Origin of the sequence: Micromonospora purpureochromogenes, from assembly GCF_900091515.1 — a bacterium.
Lineage (GTDB): Bacteria > Actinomycetota > Actinomycetes > Mycobacteriales > Micromonosporaceae > Micromonospora > Micromonospora purpureochromogenes.
On sequence record NZ_LT607410.1, the window covers coordinates 6568792 to 6589076 of the forward strand.

General features: G+C 73.5%; 18 protein-coding genes and 1 riboswitch. Of the genes, 6 read left to right on the forward strand and 12 right to left on the reverse strand.

Going from position 1 to position 20285, the window contains the following annotated elements; all coding sequences use genetic code 11:
- Positions 1 to 47 precede the first annotated feature (47 nt).
- From GA0074696_RS30055 to GA0074696_RS30065, 3 genes are read right to left on the reverse strand one after another with little or no spacing between them, the layout of a single operon-like run.
- On the reverse strand, positions 48 to 2306 hold the full coding sequence (locus GA0074696_RS30055; protein ID WP_088964197.1) for a heavy metal translocating P-type ATPase: 2259 nt from the start codon (positions 2304 to 2306) through the stop codon (positions 48 to 50).
- A gap of 14 nt (positions 2307 to 2320) precedes the next feature.
- Positions 2321 to 3319, reverse strand: a complete 999-nt coding sequence (locus GA0074696_RS30060; RefSeq protein WP_088964198.1) for a hypothetical protein — start codon at positions 3317 to 3319, stop codon at positions 2321 to 2323.
- A 34-nt stretch (positions 3320 to 3353) separates the two neighbouring features.
- Positions 3354 to 3563: a heavy-metal-associated domain-containing protein gene (locus GA0074696_RS30065; protein ID WP_088964199.1), complete on the reverse strand. Its 210-nt coding sequence runs from the start codon at positions 3561 to 3563 to the stop codon at positions 3354 to 3356.
- Between the two features lie 94 nt (positions 3564 to 3657).
- Here GA0074696_RS30065 and GA0074696_RS30070 point away from each other — a divergent pair, with 94 nt between their 5' ends.
- Both GA0074696_RS30070 and GA0074696_RS30075 read left to right on the forward strand, forming a co-directional pair.
- Positions 3658 to 3957: a metal-sensitive transcriptional regulator gene (locus GA0074696_RS30070; RefSeq protein WP_088964200.1), complete on the forward strand. Its 300-nt coding sequence runs from the start codon at positions 3658 to 3660 to the stop codon at positions 3955 to 3957.
- Between the two features lie 152 nt (positions 3958 to 4109).
- A complete protein-coding gene (locus GA0074696_RS30075) occupies positions 4110 to 4331 on the forward strand; it encodes an SHOCT domain-containing protein (RefSeq protein ID WP_088964201.1) in 222 nt (73 codons plus the stop codon).
- Between the two features lie 69 nt (positions 4332 to 4400).
- Here GA0074696_RS30075 and GA0074696_RS30080 read toward each other — a convergent pair whose 3' ends face one another.
- On the reverse strand, positions 4401 to 5030 hold the full coding sequence (locus tag GA0074696_RS30080) for a DUF305 domain-containing protein (protein ID WP_088964202.1): 630 nt from the start codon (positions 5028 to 5030) through the stop codon (positions 4401 to 4403).
- Between the two features lie 68 nt (positions 5031 to 5098).
- Entirely contained in the window at positions 5099 to 5653 is a 555-nt protein-coding gene (locus GA0074696_RS30085; protein ID WP_197700797.1) for a hypothetical protein, read from the reverse strand.
- A 533-nt stretch (positions 5654 to 6186) separates the two neighbouring features.
- Between GA0074696_RS30085 and GA0074696_RS30095 the strand changes: the two genes are divergently transcribed.
- Both GA0074696_RS30095 and GA0074696_RS30100 read left to right on the forward strand, forming a co-directional pair.
- Positions 6187 to 7524, forward strand: a complete 1338-nt coding sequence (locus tag GA0074696_RS30095) for a YibE/F family protein (protein WP_088964204.1) — start codon at positions 6187 to 6189, stop codon at positions 7522 to 7524.
- A 166-nt stretch (positions 7525 to 7690) separates the two neighbouring features.
- Positions 7691 to 7821, forward strand: a riboswitch (cyclic di-AMP (ydaO/yuaA leader).
- 4 nt (positions 7822 to 7825) lie between these two features.
- Positions 7826 to 8845, forward strand: coding sequence for a coiled-coil domain-containing protein (locus tag GA0074696_RS30100; RefSeq protein ID WP_088964205.1), 1020 nt, complete (start codon positions 7826 to 7828; stop codon positions 8843 to 8845).
- A 68-nt stretch (positions 8846 to 8913) separates the two neighbouring features.
- On the opposite strand, the gene GA0074696_RS30105 is transcribed toward GA0074696_RS30100, so the two are convergent.
- Positions 8914 to 9567, reverse strand: a complete 654-nt coding sequence (locus tag GA0074696_RS30105) for a carbonic anhydrase (protein ID WP_088964206.1) — start codon at positions 9565 to 9567, stop codon at positions 8914 to 8916.
- A 232-nt stretch (positions 9568 to 9799) separates the two neighbouring features.
- Between GA0074696_RS30105 and GA0074696_RS30110 the strand changes: the two genes are divergently transcribed.
- A complete protein-coding gene (locus tag GA0074696_RS30110) occupies positions 9800 to 10129 on the forward strand; it encodes a helix-turn-helix transcriptional regulator (RefSeq protein WP_088964207.1) in 330 nt (109 codons plus the stop codon).
- A 248-nt stretch (positions 10130 to 10377) separates the two neighbouring features.
- Complete coding sequence (gene mycP / locus GA0074696_RS30115) at positions 10378 to 11616, forward strand: type VII secretion-associated serine protease mycosin (protein WP_231925202.1); 1239 nt, start codon at positions 10378 to 10380, stop codon at positions 11614 to 11616.
- A 226-nt stretch (positions 11617 to 11842) separates the two neighbouring features.
- Here the strand turns inward: mycP and GA0074696_RS30120 are convergent, their stop codons facing one another.
- The 6 genes from GA0074696_RS30120 to eccCa all read right to left on the reverse strand — a co-directional run bounded on the left by GA0074696_RS30120 (position 11843) and on the right by eccCa (position 20125).
- Positions 11843 to 13132, reverse strand: a complete 1290-nt coding sequence (locus GA0074696_RS30120) for a WXG100 family type VII secretion target (RefSeq protein WP_157746152.1) — start codon at positions 13130 to 13132, stop codon at positions 11843 to 11845.
- Between the two features lie 17 nt (positions 13133 to 13149).
- Positions 13150 to 13710, reverse strand: a complete 561-nt coding sequence (locus tag GA0074696_RS30125; protein WP_088964209.1) for a hypothetical protein — start codon at positions 13708 to 13710, stop codon at positions 13150 to 13152.
- 34 nt (positions 13711 to 13744) lie between these two features.
- On the reverse strand, positions 13745 to 15178 hold the full coding sequence (locus GA0074696_RS30130; protein WP_172894513.1) for a S8 family serine peptidase: 1434 nt from the start codon (positions 15176 to 15178) through the stop codon (positions 13745 to 13747).
- 112 nt (positions 15179 to 15290) lie between these two features.
- Positions 15291 to 15569: a WXG100 family type VII secretion target gene (locus tag GA0074696_RS30135; RefSeq protein ID WP_088964211.1), complete on the reverse strand. Its 279-nt coding sequence runs from the start codon at positions 15567 to 15569 to the stop codon at positions 15291 to 15293.
- A gap of 28 nt (positions 15570 to 15597) precedes the next feature.
- Entirely contained in the window at positions 15598 to 15906 is a 309-nt protein-coding gene (locus tag GA0074696_RS30140) for a WXG100 family type VII secretion target (protein ID WP_088964212.1), read from the reverse strand.
- A gap of 256 nt (positions 15907 to 16162) precedes the next feature.
- Entirely contained in the window at positions 16163 to 20125 is a 3963-nt protein-coding gene (gene eccCa, locus GA0074696_RS30145) for a type VII secretion protein EccCa (RefSeq protein ID WP_088964213.1), read from the reverse strand.
- Positions 20126 to 20285: the final 160 nt, after the last annotated feature.

The window sequence follows — 20285 nt, forward strand, 5'->3', positions numbered from 1 at the left end:
CGTCGCCGCCGGCCCCCACGGTGGGACCGGCGGCGGCGCGCCCGTGCTCAGCCGACCGGGCGGAACCCGCGCAGCCGGAGGCTGTTGGCGACCACGAAGACCGAGGAGAAGGCCATCGCGGCGCCGGCGATCATCGGGTTGAGCAGGCCGGCGGCGGCCAGCGGCAGCGCGGCCAGGTTGTAGGCGAACGCCCAGAACAGGTTGCCCTTGATGATGGCCAGGGTCCGGCGGGAGAGCCGGATGGCGTCGACCGCGGCGGTGAGGTCGCCGCGTACCAGGGTCAGGTCGGCGGCCTCGATCGCCACGTCGGTGCCGGTGCCCATGGCCAGCCCGAGGTCGGCCTGGGCGAGCGCGGCGGCGTCGTTGACCCCGTCACCCACCATGGCCACGGTCTTGCCCTCGGCCTGGAGCCGGCTGACCACGTCGACCTTGTCGGCTGGCAGCACCTCGGCGATCACCTCGGCGATGCCGACCTCCGCCGCCACCGCCCGGGCGACGGTCGCGTTGTCGCCGGTGAGCAGCACCGGGGTCAGTCCCAGCGCGCGTAGCCCGGCGACCGCCGCCCGGCTGGTCGGCTTGACCACGTCGGCGACCGCGAGGACGCCCCGGGCCCGTCCGTCCCAGCCGGCCAGCACGGCCGTCCGGCCAGCCGCCTCCGCGTCGCCCACCGCCCGCACGACCTCCTCGGGTACGTCCAGGCCCCGCTCGCGCAGCAGCCGGAGCCGACCGACGACCACCACGTGCCCGTCCACCGTGCCGGTGACGCCGAGCCCCTCGGCGTTGGCGAAACCGGTCACCGGCGGCAGCGTGCCCGCCTCCGCGGCGCCCGCCGCGACCGCCCGGGCGACCGGGTGCTCCGAGCCCGCCTCCAGCGCCCCGGCGAGCCGGAGCAGTTCCGCCCGGCCGACCCCCTCGGCGGGCAGCACGTCGACCAGGGTCATCTTCCCGGTGGTGACCGTGCCGGTCTTGTCCAGCACGACGGTGTCCACCTGGCGGGTGGACTCCAGCATCTCCGGGCCCTTGATCAGGATGCCGAGCTGGGCTCCCCGGCCGGTCCCGACCAGCAGCGCCGTGGGCGTGGCCAGCCCGAGCGCGCACGGGCAGGCGATGATCAGCACGGCGACCGCGGCGGTGAACGCCGCCGTCGGACCCGCCCCGCTGCCCAGCCACCAACCCAGCGTGCCGGCGGCCAGGGCGATCACGATCGGGACGAAGACCCCGGAGATCCGGTCGGCCAGCCGCTGCACCGCCGCCTTGCCGGTCTGCGCCTGCTCCACCAGCTTCGCCATCTGGGCGAGCTGGGTGTCCGCACCGACCCGGGTGGCCGCGACCACCAGCCGGCCACCGGCGTTCACCGTCGCACCGACCACCGGGTCGCCCGGGCCGACCTCGACCGGCACCGACTCGCCGGTGAGCATGCTCGCATCGACCGCCGAGGTGCCCTCGTCCACCACCCCGTCGGTGGCGACCTTCTCCCCCGGGCGAACCACGAACCGGTCGCCCACCGCGAGCTGGTCCACCGGAACCCGGGTCTCCACGCCGCCGCGCAGCACCGCGACGTCCCGGGCGCCCAACTCCAGCAGAGCGCGCAGGGCCGCACCGGCGCTCCGCTTCGACCGGGCCTCGAAATACCGGCCGGCGAGGATGAACACGCTGACCCCGGCCGCCGCCTCCAGGTAGATGTTGCCCGCCCCGTCGGTGCGGGTGATGTCGAGCCGGAACGGGTGCGTCATCCCCGGCACCCCGGCGTCACCGAAAAACAGCGCCCACAGCGACCAACCGAACGCGGCCAAAGTGCCCACCGACACCAACGTGTCCATCGTCGCGGCACCGTGGCGCAGGTTGATCCAGGCCGCCCGATGAAACGGCAACCCACCGTAGAGCACCACCGGGGCAGCCAGCGTCAACGACAGCCACTGCCAATAGGTGAACTGCCAGGCCGGCACCATGGCCAACACGACCACCGGCACGCTCAACACCACCGACACCCACAACCTGACCCGCAGACCACCCAGCTCGTCGACCGGCCCGCCAGCCGGCCCGGCCGCACCCGCCGACGTGGGCGCAGCCGGCACCACGGCCGTGTAACCCGTCTTCTCCACCGTCGCGATCAGCTCCGCCGGCGTGACCTCACCGACGTACCGGACGGTCGCCTTCTCAGTGGCATAGTTGACCGTCGCGCTCACCCCGTCGAGACGGTTCAGCTTCTTCTCGATCCGCGCCGCGCAGGACGCGCAAGTCATCCCGCCGATCACCAGCTCGATCTGGTTCGGCGCGACGCGCAGGGAGTTCGTGGTGGGGGTCATCGCGGCACCTCCGATCAGTTGTGCCCGTGACCGGGGGCGCCGTGGCCGGCGTCGGCGGTCGGGGTGGGAGCGGTCGGGCTGGTTCCGGTGCCCGGGGTGCTCACCGGGGCCGCCGGGGCGTCGCCGGCCAGCACGGTGAACTCGGCGGTGTGCACCGCCCCGCCGTGCCGGAAGTCCAGGTAGAGCCGGTAGCTGCCGGCCGAGGGCACCTCGGCGGCGAAGCTCACCGCCGGCCCGGCCAGGGTACGCCCGTCACCGGGTACGCCCTCCGGATGCACGTGCAGGTACGCGAGGTCGCCCTGCCGCAACGCCACCAGGTGCCCGTACGCGCCGAGGTACGGCTCCAGGTCGGTGACCGGCTTCCCGTCCCGGCTGACGGTCAGCGTCAGCGGGCTGGTGCGGCCCGGCTGCGGGGTGCCGGTGAGGGTGACCGTGTAGCCGTCGACCGTGGTGCTGGCGGCCGGGGCCGGCAGCGGCCGGGGCTGGAGCTGGCCGGGGACGGTCACGTCGACCCCGAGGGTGAGCGGCTCCCCGCCCGACGGGGTGAAGTCGGCGAACGCGCGCCAGACGCCCGGCCCGCCCAGCGGGGAGTCCACCCGCCAGGTGCCGTCGGCGCCCAGCTCGGGGTGGACGTGCCGGAAGCCGGACAGGTCGCGCCGCGCCACGATCAGGTGCATCCGCTTGTCGTGGGCGACCTCGTAGCCGGTCACCGCGGCGCCGCCCGGGCCGGTGATCCGGAAGGCGAACTGCCCGGTCGGGGCGTCCACCGGCTGCATGGTGTAGCCGCGGTCGGAGACGAGCAGCCCGCCGGGCAGATGCGCGGCACCAGCGGGTTCCCCACCGTGCGAGTCGGAGCCGCCGTGCGGGTCGGAGCCGTGATCGGCGCCGGCGGGCTCGTGGCGGGTGTCGGCGGCCGGGGTGACGGGGCCGGCCAGGTGGCCGACCCCGTACGCCGTGCCGAACACCGCCGCGAGGCCGAGGGCGAAACCGCTCAGCTTCGTCGCCGTGTTCATCGTGATACCTCGGTTCTCTCGGGTCGTGGTTCCGTCACGCCTCGACGAGGTCGTACCCGGCCTCGTCGACGGCGGCGCGTACGGCGTCGGTGTCCAGCGGGCTCTCACTGGTGACGGTGACCCGGCCGGCGGCCAGGTCCACCTGGACGTCGCTGACGCCCTGGATCGCGCTCACCTCGGTGCCGACCGAGTTGACGCAGTGCCCGCAGGTCATGCCCTGCACCTGGTACGTGGTGGTGACCATGGCAACTCTCCCTCCACCTCCATCCTATACCCCCGGGGGGTAGTTCTCCCGAGGACAGTAGCATACCCCTAGGGGGTAGGCTATCCTGGTCGTCATGACCACACCGAGCACCCCGACCCGGGGCTACACCGCCAGCAAGGACCAGCTGTTCGCGCGGCTGCGCCGCGTCGAGGGCCAGGTCCGCGGCGTGGAGAAGATGGTCGACGACGACCGGTACTGCATCGACGTGCTGACCCAGATCTCGGCGATCCAGGCCGCCCTGGACAAGGTCGCCCTCGGCCTGCTCGACGGCCACGCCCGGCACTGCATGCACGAGGGGGCCGCCGAGGGGCGCGCCGACGAGATGGCCGCCGAGATGATGGCCGCCGTCGGCCGCCTGATGAAGCGCGGCTGAGCCCGCCTTCCGCTTCGGGACGTTCGGCCCGGTCGACCCGGGCCCGCCGCCCCCGGACGTCCGCCGTCGGCGCGACTAGCGTCGGAGGTGACGACCGGGACCGGCGCCACCGGCACCGGACCGGCCGCCCGAGTCACGGAAGGAGGGCGGCCATGATGGGGTACGGCCCGATGGCGGGCCTTATGTGGATCTGGCCGGTGCTGACGCTGGCCGGCCTGGCGGCCCTGGGCTACCTGACCTACCGGCTGGCACAGCCGCCGTCGACGGCCGCCGCCACCGCGGCGCGGACGATCCTCGACGAGCGCTATGCGCGCGGCGAGATCGACGACGAGGAGTACCAGCGGCGGCGGTCGGCACTGCGGACCGCAGCCTGACCGGCGCGGCCACCCCGCCCGACCGGGACGCCGGAGCCACGAGGCTCCGGACGCCCCGGCCGGCGGCGGTCAGAGCCGGGCGAGGATCTTCCGCATGGTGTCGATCTCGCTCTCCTGGGCGGTGACGATCTGCTGCGCCATGGCCTTGGCGTCCGCGTTGGCCCCGCTGGCGATCTCCTCCTTCGCCATGGTGATCGCGCCCTGGTGATGGGCGATCATCATGGTCAGGAACTGCCGGTCGAACTCCCGGCCGGAGGCGGCCGCCAGCTCCGCCATGTCGTCGTCGGACATCATGCCGGGCATGCCGTGGTCGTGGTGGCCGCCGCTCGGGCTGCCGGAGGGGACGGGCCGGCCCCACGCGGTGAGCCAGCCGGTCATGGTGGCGATCTCCGGCGCCTGGGCGCCCTTGATCTGCGCGGCGAGGCGCTTGACCTCGGGGTCCTCGGCACGGCTGTCGGCCAGCTCCGACATCCGTACCGCCTGCTGGTGGTGCGGGATCATCATCTGGGCGAACATCACGTCGGCGTCGCCGAACGTGGCGGACGCGCTTGCCGAGGGGCCGGCGGTGACGCCAGTGCCCGACATGCCGTGGCCGGAGCCGGCCGAGTGGTCGTCGCCGCCGCAGGCGGCCAGGGCGAGAGCGGCGCTGAGAGCGACGCCGGCCAGGGCGGCACGGCGCGCGATGGTACGAGTGGACACGATCAGACCTTTCGGTGTGAGAACGTACGCAGCGGACTCCGGACGCGGCTTGGCCGCGTCGGGGCGTCCTATCTGCGCAGCACCGACACCGTGGCGAGGCGAAGCCCGACGGGGCGGGGTGGCGGGGCGCGCGGCCCACGCGACCGCCCCGACGCGTGGCGGGTCGCGACAGCGGGGCGGGCACGGCCGAGCAGCAGCGTCGCCACCAGCAGTGCCACCGTGAAGGCGCCGAGCACCGCCAGGCAGACACTCCAGCCAAGCGGGGCATCCCCCGGCTGGTCGGCGGGAAGCGCCACCGCGCCGCCCGGGCGGGCACTGGCCCGCTGGTCGGCAGGAGCGGCCCGTCCGCAGCCGTCCCCGGAGCAGTCACCCATCGCCACCCCGCCGACCTGACCGGCGAACGACACCGGCCCGGCGCCGTGGATGACCGGGACCGCGTCAGGCAGGGCGGCCTGAGCGGCCATCGCCCGCAGCGACATGGCGGCGGCGTGGCCGTCCGGATGGGATGCGACGGAGTGCGTGCTGTGGCCGATGGTGTGCATGGCGGCCAGCCCGAGCAGGGTGCAGGCGAGCAGGAGCAGCCGGGTGCACCACCCGGCCGGCCGCGCCGTCGCCGTTCCCACCCGACCAGGCTAGCCCGATCCGGGCGGGGATCAGAGGCGTACCCGACGCAGCATCTGGGCGTTGAGCGCCACCACCATCGTCGAGGCGGACATCAGCGCCGCGGCGAGCGCCGGACTCAACGCCACCCGCGCGAAGGCCAGCACGCCGGCCGCCAGCGGCAGCGCCGGTGCCGGTCCGACCCCGGGTGCCCGGCCCGTCCGGCGTGCTGGTCCATGGCCCCACGATGCCCGGTGGGCGCGCTGCCGATGGCACGAACCGGGCGGACCCGCACCGAACCTGGCTACGATTCTCCGGCCATGACTCGCCATCCGCCGCAACTGCCGCCGGCCCGCGTACCGCGCCGGGCCCGGCTGCCGTGGGGTGACCGCCCGGGCGGGTCGCCACGCGGGCGACCGCACCGTCCGGTCGCCCTGGGTGACCCCGCCGGCACCCAGGGCCCACACCGGGGTACGCGTCCCGCCACGCGCGTTCCGCCGGTGAACCGACCGGCCGGCTGACACGTACCCCGCTCTGGATCGTTGGGAGACTCGCAATGGGCGCCGACCACACCCGTCCCGCTCCGTCCGCCCCACCGGGGGTGCGGCGGATCCTCGTCGCGACGGTGCTCCCGCTGTTCGTCGTCACGGTGATCGCCGCCCTGGTGCTGTGGCCGCGCGACTCGCGGCCGGCCGACGGAGGTGCCGAGCCGGCGCGCCACCACGGCACGGTGACCCGGGTGGTGACCGAACCCTGCCCACCGACACCGGAGGCGCCCGGCGCGGCCGAGGGCCCGTGCGGGACCGTGACGGTCAAGGTCGAGCAGGGCCCGGACAGCGGCCAGCAGGTGGAGACCCCGATGCCCGCCGGCCCGGGCGCGCCCACCGTGGCGGTGGGTGACGAGGTGGTGCTGGTCCAGCTCGCCGACCCGGCCGACCCCACCGCCACCAGCTATCAGATCGCCGAACACCAGCGGGGCAAGCCCATGGTGTGGCTGGTGGCGCTCTTCGCGGCGGCGATCGTGGCGTTCGGCCGGCTGCGCGGACTGGCCGCGCTGGCCGGGCTGGCCGCCAGCTTCGCCATCCTGCTGGCCTTCGTCGTACCCGGCATCGCGGCGGGCGGCTCGCCGCTGCTGATCGCGATCACCGGCTCGGCGCTGATCATGTTCGTGGTGCTGTACCTGACCCACGGGATCACCGCGCAGACCTCGGTGGCGGTCCTCGGCACGCTCGGCAGCCTGGTGCTGACCGGACTGCTCGGCAGCCTGGCCACCGCCGCCACCCACCTGACCGGGTTCGGCAGCGAGGAGGCCACCACGCTGTCGATGTACCAGCACGACGTCGACCTGCACGGGCTGCTGCTGGCCGGCATCATCATCGGCTCGCTCGGCGTGCTCGACGACGTCACCGTCACTCAGGCCGCCACCGTCACCGAGCTGGCGCACGCCAACCCCGGACTGTCCCGGACGCAGCTCTACCGGGCCGCCACCCGGGTCGGCCGGGCGCACATCGCCTCCACGGTGAACACCATCGTGCTCGCGTACGCGGGCGCCTCGCTGCCGCTGCTGCTCCTGCTCACCGCCGACAGCCGGCCGGTGAGCCAGATCCTCACCAGCGAGTTCCTGGCCCAGGAGATCGTCCGCAGCGCGGTGGCGACGCTCGGCCTGGTCGCCGCCGTACCGCTGACCACCGCGCTGGCCGCGCTGGTCGCCACCGCCGGTCGCGGCCCGGCCGATGACCCGGCCCGGGATGCCGGACCGGCACCCAGGCCCCGCCCCTCCGCCGACCGGGACGCGGCGCTCGAGGCGCTGAGCGCGTCGCGTCCCGGCGGACCGTCCACCCCGGCCCCCGCACGGTGGCCCGACCCGGAAAGGAGCACGGACACCGCATGGTGACACTCCGCTGCGTGACCGACGCCGACGCGGAACCTGACGAACGCGTCACTCGTCACGCATCGCTACGACGAAATAACGGTTTTAGTCGGGTTCTGGACGTAGATCCCCGGTACGACTCTCGGGTAACCTCGCTGCCGGTCACCGCCGAAGGCGCGCAGCGGCGCCTGCGGTGCCGCCGCCCAATCGCCGCGAGGCGAACCGGGGAACCAGGTACATGGGGTGAATCCGCGCGAGCGGTAGGGGCCACTTCCGTCCCGAACCCGTCAGCTAACCCGGTCGGCGGTCGACGGAAGGGAACACTGTGACGGCACCCCTGCGCCGCTGGTTGACTCCGGTGGTGGCCGTGTTCGCCGCTCTGGCCATCCTCGGCGGCCCGACAGCCGCGATCGCCGCACCCTCGACCCCCACCCCCTCGGGGCACGAGGAGGACGACGAGCCCAAGCTGCTCACCGACGTCATCGAGCTGCGCAACCGCGAGTACTCGAAGGCCAAGACGCAGCTGGAGAAGTCCAAGAAGCGCCAGCAGCAGCTCGCGCTGGAGGTGCGGCGCGCGCAGGACGAGCTGGCGGCGTTGCAGCCGACGGTCTCGCAGATCGCGGCGCAGTCGTACCGGACCGGCCGGATCGGCGCGGTGGCGATGCTGCTGGAGAGCGACGCCCCGGACTCGTTCGTCCGGCGCGCGGCCGCCCTGGACGAGCTGAACATGGTCAACGCGCAGAAGCTGGCCAAGGTCACCGCCGCCAAGAACCGCGCGGAGCAGGCCAAGCTGGCGCTGGACGCCGAGGTGCGCGAGCAGCAGAAGCTCACCAACGACATGGCCCGGGAAAGCCGGGAGGCGGAGAAGGCCCTCCAACTGGTCGGCGGCCGGGGCTTCACCGGCGGCCTGGTCGACGCGACCTCGCCGGTCGCCCGGATCGGCCCCGGCCGGTTGCCCGACGGCAGCTGGCGGCCCGAGTCGCGTACCGAGGACGACCCGACCACCTCCGGCACCATCACGCCGCGCACCCTGCACGCGTACAAGGAGGTCCGGCGGGCCGGCTTCAACCGCTTCGCGGGCTGCTACCGGCCGGGTGGGCCGTGGGAGCACCCGAAGGGCAAGGCCTGCGACTGGTCGTTGCAGCGGAGCGGCTTCGCACCCTGGCACAACAACGACACCCGGATGTACGGCAACAACGTCGCCGCGTTCCTGATCCGCAACGCCGACCGGCTCGGCATCTACTACGTGATCTGGAACCGGCAGATCTGGTTCCCGGCCACCGGGTGGAAGTCGTACAGCGGACCGTCGAACCACACCGACCACGTGCACATGTCGATGCTCTAGCGCGCGACGTGTACGGAACGAGGGCCGCCCCCCGGTGGGGGCGGCCCTCGTCGCGTACGACAGGGGTTTCAGCCGGCGACGGCGGTCGCCCGATCGCCGGCCTGGGCCGGCACGACGCTCGGCACCGCGGCCACCGTCTGCACCTCACCGGCGGCGAGCCGGTACGACATCCCGACCACCGCGCACCGCCCGTCGGCGACCGCGGCGGCCAGCACGGCGGAGTTGGCCAGCAGCGCCTCGACGGTGTGCGCGATGTGGATGTCGACGATCCCGTCGACGTCGTCGACGCCCTGCTCGGCGGCCCGTCGGAGGCTGGGCGCCACCGCGTCCACCACCGCCCCCAGGTGCCCGTCCGGCGGTGTGCCGGTCCGCGCGGCGTCCCGGGCGGCCTGCACCGCCCCGCAGGAGTCGTGGCCGAGCACCACCACCAGCGGGGTGCCCAGGACACTCACCGCGTACTCGACGCTGCCGAGCACCTCGGGGCCGGCGGTGTGCCCGGCGGTACGGACCACGAAGAGGTCACCCAGGCCCCGGTCGAAGATGATCTCGGCGGCGAGGCGGGAGTCGGAGCAGCCGACGATCACCGCGAACGGGTGCTGGCCGTCGGCGACCGCCGTCCGGTGCAGTGAGTCCTGGTTGGGGTGGCGGGGCGCGCCCGTCACGAAGCGCCGGTTGCCGGCTTGCAGCTCGGCGAGCGCCTGCGTCGGATCGGTCAGGGTCATTGCCTCACCTCGGTCCCTCGCGAGATCGACCTGGTCACACCCGGCCGGCGACGGAGGCGGCCTCGCCGCCCACCGTCACACGCAGCAGAAGGTACGTCAAGGTTTACGTGATACGGATTTCATACTTTGGGCCGGCACCGGCGTGATGTTTCGCCGCGGTGTCCCACGTGCCGGCGGCCGGGAACAGTTGCGGGGGGAGCCAGGGCGGAAAAGCCGATGGACTGGCCATACCATGACGGGCATGGCGACGACTGCGCAGAACGGGAGCACCCGGAACTGGACGTTCCTCACCAACCACGCGCACGTGCTGCTCGCCATCGCCCGCAACCCCACCGCCCGGCTGCGGGACGTCGCCGACGAGGTCGGGGTGACCGAGCGCGCCGCGCAGGCGATCGTCGCCGACCTGGAGGCCGGCGGCTACCTCCACCGCACCCGGGTGGGCCGGCGCAACGAGTACACGGTCAACCCGCGCGGCCACTTCCGGCACCCGGCCGAGTCCGACCGTCAGGTGGGTGACCTGCTCGCCCTCTTCACCGGCGAGCGCGCCGAGTCCAGCTCCTGACGACCGCTCCCAGCGCTCCGCGCCGACCGCGCGGCACTCGCCGTCCCGCCCCGGCGTCGGTCCGGTCGACCACGGCCCGACCACGGGCCCGACCGACCGCCGGCCTGCCCGGACGTCGGTCCTGTCGACCACAGCGCGACCGCGGCCCCGTCCGGTTGCCTCGTCGGTGGGCAAGGTCGGGCGCGGGGCGCCTGGAGGTCGGACCGCCCGTCGCCCCGTCCCGGGCGCGGCGGCGGTAATCTCAGCGCGTGCGCGAGAGCTTCCGGCCGACTGGGACGGCGCTGACCGAGACCTCCGGGCGTCCATCCCGGACCGTCCTCGGTGGAGTGGTGGCGGCCCTGCTCGCCTCGCTCGTGGTGCCGCCGGCACCGGCCGTGGCGGCCCCGAACTGCCCCGGCCCGGCCGGCGGGGTCGCCCCCGCCGAGACACCGTGGGCGCTGCGCCGGCTCGACCCGGCGTCGGCGTGGCGGATCACCCGGGGTGAGCGGGTCACCGTGGCGGTCATCGACTCCGGCGTCTCCCCCAGCCATCCGCTGCTCAAGGGGCAGGTGCGCGAGGGCCGCGACTTCAACGGCCTGCCGTCCATGCAGGGCCGGTGCGACCTGGCCGGCCACGGCACCATCGTCGCCGGGATCATCGCCGGGCGGGACGACACCGGAGCCCCGTACAGCGGCATCGCGCCCGCGGCCCGGATCCTGCCGGTCCGGGTCCTGCCCGACACCCAGCGCACCAGCGACCCCGGCCTGCCCGTGCAGATCGCCAACGCGATCCGCTGGTCGGCCGACCAGGACGTCCAGGTGATCAACCTGTCACTGGTCACGGTGGACCACCCGGAACTCGCCCGCGCCGTCGACTACGCGCTCGGCAAGGGTGTCGTGGTGGTGGCCGCCGCCGGCAACCGGCAGCAGGAGCAGCAGGACCTGCCGGCGTACCCGGCCGCGTACCCGGGGGTCATCGCGGTCGCCGGGGTCGACCGGGAGGGCGGTCACGTCGGCAGCTCGGTCAGCGGCAACTACGTGGACATCGCCGCGCCCGGGCTGGACATCGTCGGCCCCGCCCCGGGCGGCCAGGGCTACCTCGCCGAGCCGCAGGGCGGCACCAGCTTCGCCGCCGCGTACGTCTCGGGCGCGGCGGCGCTGATCCGCGCCGCCCGGCCCGACCTCACTCCGGAACAGGTCGCCTACCGGCTCACCCGCACCGCCGACAACCCGCCCGAGGGGCACAACCCCGAGCTCGGGTACGGGGTGGTGAACCCGTACCGGTCGCTGACCAGCCTGCTCGGCACCCGGACCGATCCCCCGGTCGGGGCCATGCCGCCACCCGGTGCGGCGGAGGACCCGATGGGCTGGCAGCGCACCGTGGCGCTCTGGGTCGCCGGTGCCGCAGGAGTGCTCGCCCTGGCGCTGCTGGCGGCCCGACCGATCGTGGCCCTGGGCCGCCGACGGAAGTGGCGGCCCGGCCGCCGCGCGGAGACCGCCGACGCCTGACCGACCGCCGACGCGCTCCCCCACGAACGGCGGAGCAGCCCGAACGGCGGAGCGCCCTCACGAACGGCGGAGCGCCCGACCGGCACTGCACCCCCAAGAACGGCGGAGCGCCCCACGAACGGCGGAGCGCTCCCCGAACGGCACTGCGCCCCCACGAAAGGCACTGCGCCCCCACGAGCGGCGGAGCGCCGCCCACGTGACCGTGGACGGCGCTCCCTGTCGACGCTCAGCGCAGGATGCCGGGCGCGGCACCGCCGTCCGCGCCCCAGACGTCCTCGTCCTCCTCCAGCCAGGTGTTGCGGGGAGCCTCCTCCTCGCCATAGCCGGCGCCGTGGCCGCCGCCCATGCCGGCCATGCCGCCCTTGGCCCCGGCACCGCCCCGGACGCCGCCGGCCGCGCCCTTGCCGGCGCCGCCACGACCGGCCGCACCGCCCATGCCGCCGGCCATTCCGCCCATGCCGCCGCCGAGCCGGCCCGCACCGCGGCCCGCGCCCCGGCCGGCACCCGCACCGCCCGCGCCGCCCATCATCCCGGGCATGCCGGTGCTCACCGCCTTGCCGAGGGAGCCGCCGCCGGGGATCATGCCACCGGCGCCGCCGAGGCCGCTGCCACCGCCGAGACCGCCACCGGAGCCGAGGCCGGTGGTGCTGGGCAGTCCACCGCCACCCGCGCCGGGCAGGGTGCCGACGCCGCCGCCGGCACCGGCCAGACCGCTGCCGTACTCGTCGCCGAGGCTGCCGGTGCCGCCGCCGCCGTAGCCGCCGGTGCCGGAGGAGAGCTCGGGGTGGGCGCCGGAGCCGATGCTCGGACCGCCCGAGCCGAGGCCGGGGGGCGAGCCGACGCCGCCCAGGGAGGGGCTGCCGCCGATGCCCCCGGTGGAGGGCGCCCCGCCGATGTCCGGCACGCCACCACCACCACCGCCGCCACCCCCGCCGAGGTCCGGCCGTTCGACGGTGTCGCTGAGCCTGGGTTGGTCGTTGCCGGTCGGCACGTCGAGACTCTCGTCGATCGTCAGGTAGTGGCCGCTGACCTTCTCGTAGACCCCCTGGGCGTCGTCGGTCTTGTCGTTGAACCAGTCGACCATCGAGCTGATCGGGTCGGCCAGGCCGAGGAAGTCCGGCTTGACCTTCATCTCGAAGAACCCGGCGCTGATCGTGATCCGGGCGTTGCGGGCCTCCAGCACGTCGTTGATGCAGCTCGCCGGGACCGGGAACTCGGCCTGCGCGGCGCTCAGCTTGTCCGCGGCGTCCTTCAGCGAGTGCACGATGCCGCCCCGGCTCTCGGCGTCCGCGACCACCTCGCCGGTGGCCTTCGCGAGCCCCTCGATGTGGGTCTTGAACGCCTCGTACGCCGGCCCCTTCCAGGTCTCGCCGAGGTCCTTGACGTTGGTTTCGAGGTTCTGCTTGACCGTGTTCAGGTTCTTCAGCAGCTGCTCCCAGCCGAAGGCGGCGCTGGTGACGTCACCGGGCCTGCCGTCGATGACGATCTGCTGGCACATCTCTTCCCAACTCGGCATCTGCCGCCTCCCCCGACTCAGTTCTTCCCGGCGCGGCTGGACGCGCTGTTGATGGCGTTCTGCATCTGGTTGGCGTTCATCCGGTTGCGCTCATCGGCCGTGTCGTAGTTCTCCTTGACCTTCCGGAGCGCGTTGGCGGCCTTCCAGAGCTCACGGGCGAGCTCCCGCAGCCTGGTCTGGGTGCTGTCATAGAGACCGGCGTGCTTGGCGGCGAGGGCGTTGGCCCGCTCGAAGCCGCCGAGCGGACTCTTCTCACCGCCCCCGCCCACCGCCGCCGCCCCGGTGGCGTTGCCCATCCACTTCCGGATGTCCTCTTCCATCTTGTAGGACTGCTGGTTGAGGAACTCGGCGTGGTCGTCGAGCCACGTGATGGCCTTGTCGAGGGTCGAGGCGTCCCACTCGGTCTTGGCGCCCGCGCCGCCCGGGGCGGGCGTCAGGTGCGCCGGTCGGTGGGCCTTGTTGACGTTGTCCAGCGAGACGCCGTCGTAGTAGACGAACGGCGTGATGGTGGGTGCCACCGGGACGTTGGGCGTGTCGATCTCGACCCTGTCCGACTGCTGCGTCCTGTCGTCCGTCATCGGTTCCTCCCCGTCGCCGATCAGACTTTCTGGCTTACTGGTGGTGCACGCCGGAGCCCGGCGGGGCCGGCGGCGGTGGGGGCGTCGCCCCCGGGTGCGGCCACGGGGCAACGTGGGGTGCCGCACCGGGCGGACCGTAGGCACCCGGCGGCACCTGGCCGGGCACGCCGTGCGGGGCTGCGGGCGGGTACGGGCCACGGGCGCCCGGGACGGTGCCCGGCGCCACGGCGTGGCCAGCGGGAACGGGATGGCCGGACGGCGGCGGGAAGCCGGGACCGGCCGGCGGGGCGGCCGGGCGGCGGCGGGATCGGCGCACCAGCACGATCACCAGGATCGCCACCGCGATCGGCACCAGCAGGCAGAGCGCGCCCTGGATCAGCGCACCGGTGCCGTTCTTCACGCCGAACGACACGATCGGGCCGTCGTCCTTCGACCGCTCCGGCAGGGGTTGCGACCCGTTCTCGGCGTCACCTCCGGCGGGCGCGCCGGCCAGCAGCGGGTTGCTCGACACGTTCGGCACCGAGCGGGTCAGCGCCGCCACCGGGTCCACCGCCCCGAACCCGTACTCGTCGTCCCGGCCGGCGGGGCCGCGGTCCTGGGCGGTGCGGATGAGCCGGTTCACCACGTTGGCCACGTCCAGGTCCGGGTACCTCGCCCGGACCAGCGCCGCCACCCCGGAGACGATCGCGCCCGACTCGCTGGTGCCGCTGCTGACGCCGTAGCCGTTGTCGGACACCGAGGTGGGCAGCGGTCCGATGACTTCTTCCTGCGGCGCGGCCAGCACGGACTCCGGGCCCCGCACGCTGTCTCCGAAGAACGAGCCGTTCCTGCCCAGCCCGGTCACCGCGATCACTCCGGGGATGTCCGCCGGCGAGGCGACGCCGACGTAGCCCTGGTGGACGTTGCCGGCGGAGGCGACGACCACGACGTTCTTCTCGAGGGCGTACCCGACGGCCGCGACCTCTTCCGGCTTCGCGGCTTCCTTGGTGCCCATCGAAATGTTGATCACATCGGCGCCGTGGTCCACCGCCCAGCGGATGCCCTTCGCGATGTCATCGGCCTGGAGCCGGGTACCGATGGAGATGGGCAGGATCCTGGCCTCGGGAGCGATGCCGAGTTGGCGCATCTTCCCCCCGCCACGCCCGGCGATGATGCCCGCCATGGCCGTGCCGTGCGCGATGTCGTCGTCGGTGCCCCAGCCCTTCGCGGACCCGTCCGCGCCGGTGGCGTAGCCGGGGAGAACCTGGCCGCGCAGGTCGGGGACCTCGGGTTCGACCCCGGTGTCGAGGACGGCGACGACCACGCCGCGCCCCTTGGTGACCTTGTGGGCCTGCGGGATCTTCAGCGCGTCGAGGTACCACTGGAGGCCGCGTACCGTGTCGGCGGCGCGGGCCGGGGCCGGCGCTGCCAGTGGAACCGTTCCGGCGGCGACCGCCAGGGCCAGCGCGGCCATAATGGACCGCAGCACCGGCCGGAGACTCTTCCGCGTACGCATGACACTCCCAGGACCTCGACGACTCGCAACGCAGTGCGGCTCCGGTCCGGTCGAGCCGGACCGGAGCCGCGACGGGGCGATTATCTCAGCCCCACACCTTGGAGTTGCTCATCTCGGTGGAGACGTAGTTCTCGCGCGCCACGCCGACCGCACCGCCGATCTCGTTCAGGACGCGGTTGATGTCGCGCACAGCGGTGTCCCACTGCGCCTGGTGCTGCTCGTAGGCGGCCCGGTCCTGGCCGTCCCACTGGAGCTTCGACAGCATCGACCGCAGCGTGTCCAGCTTCTCGTCGATGGTCTTCGAGATGGACTGCATCTGCTGGTTGGCGCTCTCGAGAACTGCGTAGTCAACCTTGATGCTCATGATTTCCTCCCCTGCTCTTCTCGGCGGATCACGGGTTGAGAGCAGAGTGGAACTTGTCCAGCATCTGCTGCTGCTCTTCGTCGTTGACCTGGTGCGTCGTACCCGACTTGTCGAGCAGGTCAGCGATGTTGTCCATCGCCGTCAGCAGCTTGACCGTGTCCTCGTTCCAGCGGTTCATCAGCGACTGGAAGCCAGTGGACGCCTGTCCCTTCCAGGCGATGGCCAGGTCGTCGACCACGTTCCACAGCTTCTTCAGCTCGCCGTCGACCTCGCTGCGCGTGGACCGCACGTCACTCGCGGCGGTATGCAGAGTCGCTGCTTCGACCTCGAACGCCATGCTTCACACCCTTCCGTCATGTTGTGGCGGCGGAATCTGCCGCGCCCTCCCCGCGGCAAGGCCAACACCCCACCGACGGACACTCCGTAGGAGACGGTAGCCCACCGTGTCCAGCGCGCGCAGCCCTGCCCGGGCGGGATACCGCACACACCATGACTCATTGTGGACGGACCGCTCGCCCCCCGTCGAGCCCTTCCCACCTATCGACCGACGTGTTTGCCCTGTCGAGTGACCGGATCGAGGCCGGTCATCCCGCTCACACCGGCTCGACCCAGGCGGTCTGGATCAGCTGCTGACCGTCCCGGCGGCGGACCAGGGTGCCCCGGCCCGGCGGCTGCGGGCTCGGCCGCAGCGTGCCGAAGACCGCCCCCTCCTCGCGGTTGCCCGACATCAGCAGGCCCGGCGAGTCCAGCTCGCGCAGGCGTTGCAGCACCGGCTCGTAGAGGGCCCGGGCGATGCCGCCGACCCGACGGGTGATGATCAGGTGCAGGCCGATGTCGCGGGCCTGCGGCAGCAGCTCGTGCAGCGCGCTGAGCGGATTGCTGCCGCCCGAGGCGACCAGGTCGTAGTCGTCGACCAGGACGTAGAGGTCCGGCCCCTTCCACCAGCTGCGGTCGCGCAGCTGCGCGGTGGTGACGTCCGGCCCGGGCAGCCGGTTCTGCAGGGCGCTGCGGATCGACCCGAGGCCCTGGCTGAACACCTGGTTGGACGGCGCGTAGTCGAGCAGGTGGTCGCCCTCGACCGCGCCGAGCAGGCCGCGCCGGTAGTCGGCGATCACGATCCGCGCCTGCGCCGGGGTGTACCGCTCGGTGATGCCCCGGGCGATCAACCGCAGCACGTTGGTCTTGCCGCACTCGGCGTCGCCGAAGACCGTGAGGTGCGGCTCGTTCGCCAGGTCGAGGTGGACCGGCGCGAGTGCCGACTCGTTGACGCCGATCGGCAGGCCGGGCGCCGACCGGTCGGCGACCCGGACCAGCTCGGTGAAGGGCAGCTTGCGCGGCAGCAGCCGCACCTTGGGCGCCGGGGCGCCGGGCCAGGCGTCCGCGACGTGCCGGGCCAGCTTGGCCGACGCCTCGGTCAGGTCCTCGATGTCGCGGCGGTTGTCGATCCGGGAGACCGCGGTGAGGAAGTGCAGCTTGTCCCGGGTGAGGCCGCGCCCCGGCGCGCCGGTCGGCACGTTCGCCGCGGCCCGCCGGTCGATCTCCGACTCGTTGGCGTCGCCCAGGCGCAGCTCCAGCTTGGTGCCGAGCAGGTCCCGCATGTTGATCCGGATCTCCGCCCAGCGGACCGCGGTCAGCACCACGTGCACGCCGAAGCCCAGGCCACGGTTGGCCAGGTTGGTGATCGTCTGCTCCAGCTCCTCGTACTCCTGGCGCAGCGTGTTCCAGCCGTCCACCACCAGGAAGACGTCGCCGAACGGGTCGTCGGCGAACTCGCCGGCCGCCCGACGCCGGCGGTAGCTGGCGACCGAGTCGATGCCGTGCTGGGCGAAGCGGGTCTCCCGGTCGTCCAGGATCGCCACCACCTCGGCCACCGTGCGGCGCACCGCCTCGGTGTCCCGGCGGCCGGCCACCCCGGCGACGTGCGGCAACCCGTCCAGGCTGCGCAGCGCCCCACCGCCGAAGTCGAGGCAGAAGAACTGCGCCTCGCGCGGGGTGTGGGTGAGCGCCAGCGAGGCGATCATCGAGCGGAGCAGGGTGCTCTTGCCGCTGAGCGAGGCGCCCACGATGACCACGTTGCCGCCCGCGCCGGCCAGCTCCACCAGCATCGGGTCGCGCCGCTGCTCGTACGGGCGGTCGACCACCCCGACCGGGACGGTGAGCTGCCCCCGGCCCGGCCAGGTCGCGGTGCAGAGCCCGAAGGTCGAGTGCACGGCCAGCGGCGGCAGCAGCTCGGACAGGCTCGGCGGCTCGGACAGCGGCGGCAGCCACACCTGGTGCGCCGGAGTGCCCCGGCCCTTGAGCCGCTCGATGAGCACGTCCAGCATCGCCACGGCCTTGCCGTCGGCCGGCTTCTCCTCGGCCGGGGCCACCTCGACCGGCGCCTGCGGGACCTGCACCGGCACGAAGTTCACCCCGTACGGCACGATCCGGCGCTGCACCAGAGCCGGGGACGAGCGCTGGCCCTCCCCCGGCACCCGGTACGGCCCGGACACGTACGCCGCCCGGAACCGCAGCATGGTGCTGGTGTCGGTCTTCAGGTAGCCGTGGCCGGGCGCGTTCGGCAGCTCGTACGCGTCGGGCACGCCGAGCACGATCCGGCTCTCCACCGCCGAGAAGGTCCGCAGACCGATCCGGTACGACAGGTGCGTGTCCAACCCCCGCAGCTTGCCCTCCTCCAACCGCTGGGAGGCCAGCAGCAGGTGCACGCCGAGCGACCGGCCCAGCCGGCCGATCATCACGAAGAGGTCGATGAAGTCCGGCTTGGCGGCGAGCAGCTCACTGAACTCGTCGCAGATGATGAGCAGGCTCGGCATCGGGGCGAGCGGCTCACCGGCGGCCCGGGCCTTCTCGTAGTCGAACCGGGAGACGTAGTTGCCGGCGGCCCGCAGCACCTCCTGCCGGCGGGTCATCTCACCGGCGAGCGCGTCGCGCATCCGGTCGACCAGCGGCAGCTCGTCGGCCAGGTTGGTGATCACGGCGCTGGTGTGCGGCAACGCCTCCAGCGACGCGAACGTCGCGCCACCCTTGAAGTCGACCAGGACGAAGTTGAGCTCCTCGGACGAGTGGGTCACCGCCAGCGCGCCGACGATCGTGCGCAGCAGCTCGCTCTTGCCGGAGCCGGTCGCCCCGATCACCAGGCCGTGCGGGCCCATGCCCTCGTGCGCGGACTCCTTGAAGTCCAGCTCGACGACGTTGCCGTCCGGGCCCACGCCGAGCGGGATGCGCAGCCGGTCGCGGTGGCTGCGCGGCCGCCAGGTCTGCTGCACGTCGACCGCCGCCGCGTCGCCGACGCCGAGCAGGTCGGGCAGCTCCATGCTGCGGGCCAGCGGCTCGTCCGAGGTGGTCTGCTGCTGGGACAGCCGGTACGGCGCGATCTGCCGGCCCAGGCCCTCGGCGGCCTCGGCGCTGAGCCGGTCCGGCGTGCCGAGCCGGGAGCTGGAGGCGCCCCGGACCAGCTCCAGCGAGCTGCCGTCACCGGCGTCCAGGCAGAGCAGCCAGCGGCCGGCGTCGCGCGGGATGGTGCCGGACAGGTCGATGGTGGTGGCGCCGAGCAGGCCCGGCCCCATCAGTTGGCAGGTCGCCGACACCTCGCCGCCGTCGATCACCACCACCACGTGCGGGGCGCTGGTCAGCGGCTTGGCCTCCGGGGCGAAGCGGGGCCGCCCGGCCAGTTCGTCGGCGAGCGACTCCTCGGCCTCGGCCAGGCTGGCGAAGACCAGCCGGCGGGCGCCGGCGGCGTCGGTCCGCGCGCTGTGGTGGGCGTGCGGCAGCCACTTGACCCAGTCCCACACCTGCTGCCGGTCGGGCGCGGCGACCACCGCGAGGATCAGGTCGTCGGGAGCGTGGAAGGTGGCCAGCTGGGCCAGCGCCGCCCGGGTCAGGTCCAGCACCGGCGCGCGGTCGCCGCGCAGCACGATCCGGCTGAACGCCCGCAGGGAGAGCGCGGTGGGCAGCTCGGGCACGCTGGAGTGGGCCCGGACGAACCGGCGCAGCGCGATCGCGCTCATCGGCTCCAGGTCCTCCACCGGCTTGGTCTCCGGCGGGACGATCTCCACGGCGAGGCGCTGCGGGCCGGTGGCGATCCGGGCCTCGCCGAAGTCGTCCTCGGTGATCCGCCGTTCCCACATCCGCCGGGACGCGGCGATCGACCAGAGCGCGTCCGGCTCCGGATGCCGCCAGGTCATCGCGGCCCGCTGCTGCTCGGCTGCGCGCCGGGTGCGCTTACGCATCTGGGCCAGGTAGCGCATGTAGTCGCGCCGCTCGGCGTTCAGCTCGGCCTTGTCGTTGCCGCCGTTGCCGAGCGAGCCGATCGCCATGCCCAACATGGACACCCCGAAAAGGCCACCGGCGACGTACGTCATCATGCCGCCGCCCCGACCGGCGTAGAGGAACGCCATGGCGCCGACCCCACACACCATCGGCAGGATCATCAACAGCTGGCCCATGCCTCGGGGCGTCTGTTCGGGCAGCTCCGGAGGGGACTCCAGCAGCACCTCGCCGCGCGGCAGCGCGGGCCCCGGTTGACGCGGAAGCCGGCGGAACACCACCGTGCTCACGGCTGTCTCCTCCCCAGAAGCGGCCCTGATGCAGTTTCGCGACCGACCTGAGTCGTCGGGTGGGCATCGTACGTGCCCGCCATCGTAGGTAATCTCCCGTGGGCGTCGTGGACCCACGGGGGCGAGGCCGCCGGCCGAGGTGGATCTGAGAGAGCACGAG

Coding starts and splice junctions, on each gene's coding strand:
- GA0074696_RS30055 (WP_088964197.1), bottom strand. CDS start 2,306: ATGACCCCCACCACGAACTCCCTGCGCGTCGCGCCGAACCAGATCGAG.
- GA0074696_RS30060 (WP_088964198.1), bottom strand. CDS start 3,319: ATGAACACGGCGACGAAGCTGAGCGGTTTCGCCCTCGGCCTCGCGGCG.
- GA0074696_RS30065 (WP_088964199.1), bottom strand. CDS start 3,563: ATGGTCACCACCACGTACCAGGTGCAGGGCATGACCTGCGGGCACTGC.
- GA0074696_RS30070 (WP_088964200.1), top strand. CDS start 3,658: ATGACCACACCGAGCACCCCGACCCGGGGCTACACCGCCAGCAAGGAC.
- GA0074696_RS30075 (WP_088964201.1), top strand. CDS start 4,110: ATGATGGGGTACGGCCCGATGGCGGGCCTTATGTGGATCTGGCCGGTG.
- GA0074696_RS30095 (WP_088964204.1), top strand. CDS start 6,187: ATGGGCGCCGACCACACCCGTCCCGCTCCGTCCGCCCCACCGGGGGTG.
- GA0074696_RS30105 (WP_088964206.1), bottom strand. CDS start 9,567: ATGACCCTGACCGATCCGACGCAGGCGCTCGCCGAGCTGCAAGCCGGC.
- GA0074696_RS30110 (WP_088964207.1), top strand. CDS start 9,800: ATGACGGGCATGGCGACGACTGCGCAGAACGGGAGCACCCGGAACTGG.
- GA0074696_RS30120 (WP_157746152.1), bottom strand. CDS start 13,132: ATGCCGAGTTGGGAAGAGATGTGCCAGCAGATCGTCATCGACGGCAGG.
- GA0074696_RS30125 (WP_088964209.1), bottom strand. CDS start 13,710: ATGACGGACGACAGGACGCAGCAGTCGGACAGGGTCGAGATCGACACG.
- GA0074696_RS30135 (WP_088964211.1), bottom strand. CDS start 15,569: ATGAGCATCAAGGTTGACTACGCAGTTCTCGAGAGCGCCAACCAGCAG.
- GA0074696_RS30140 (WP_088964212.1), bottom strand. CDS start 15,906: ATGGCGTTCGAGGTCGAAGCAGCGACTCTGCATACCGCCGCGAGTGAC.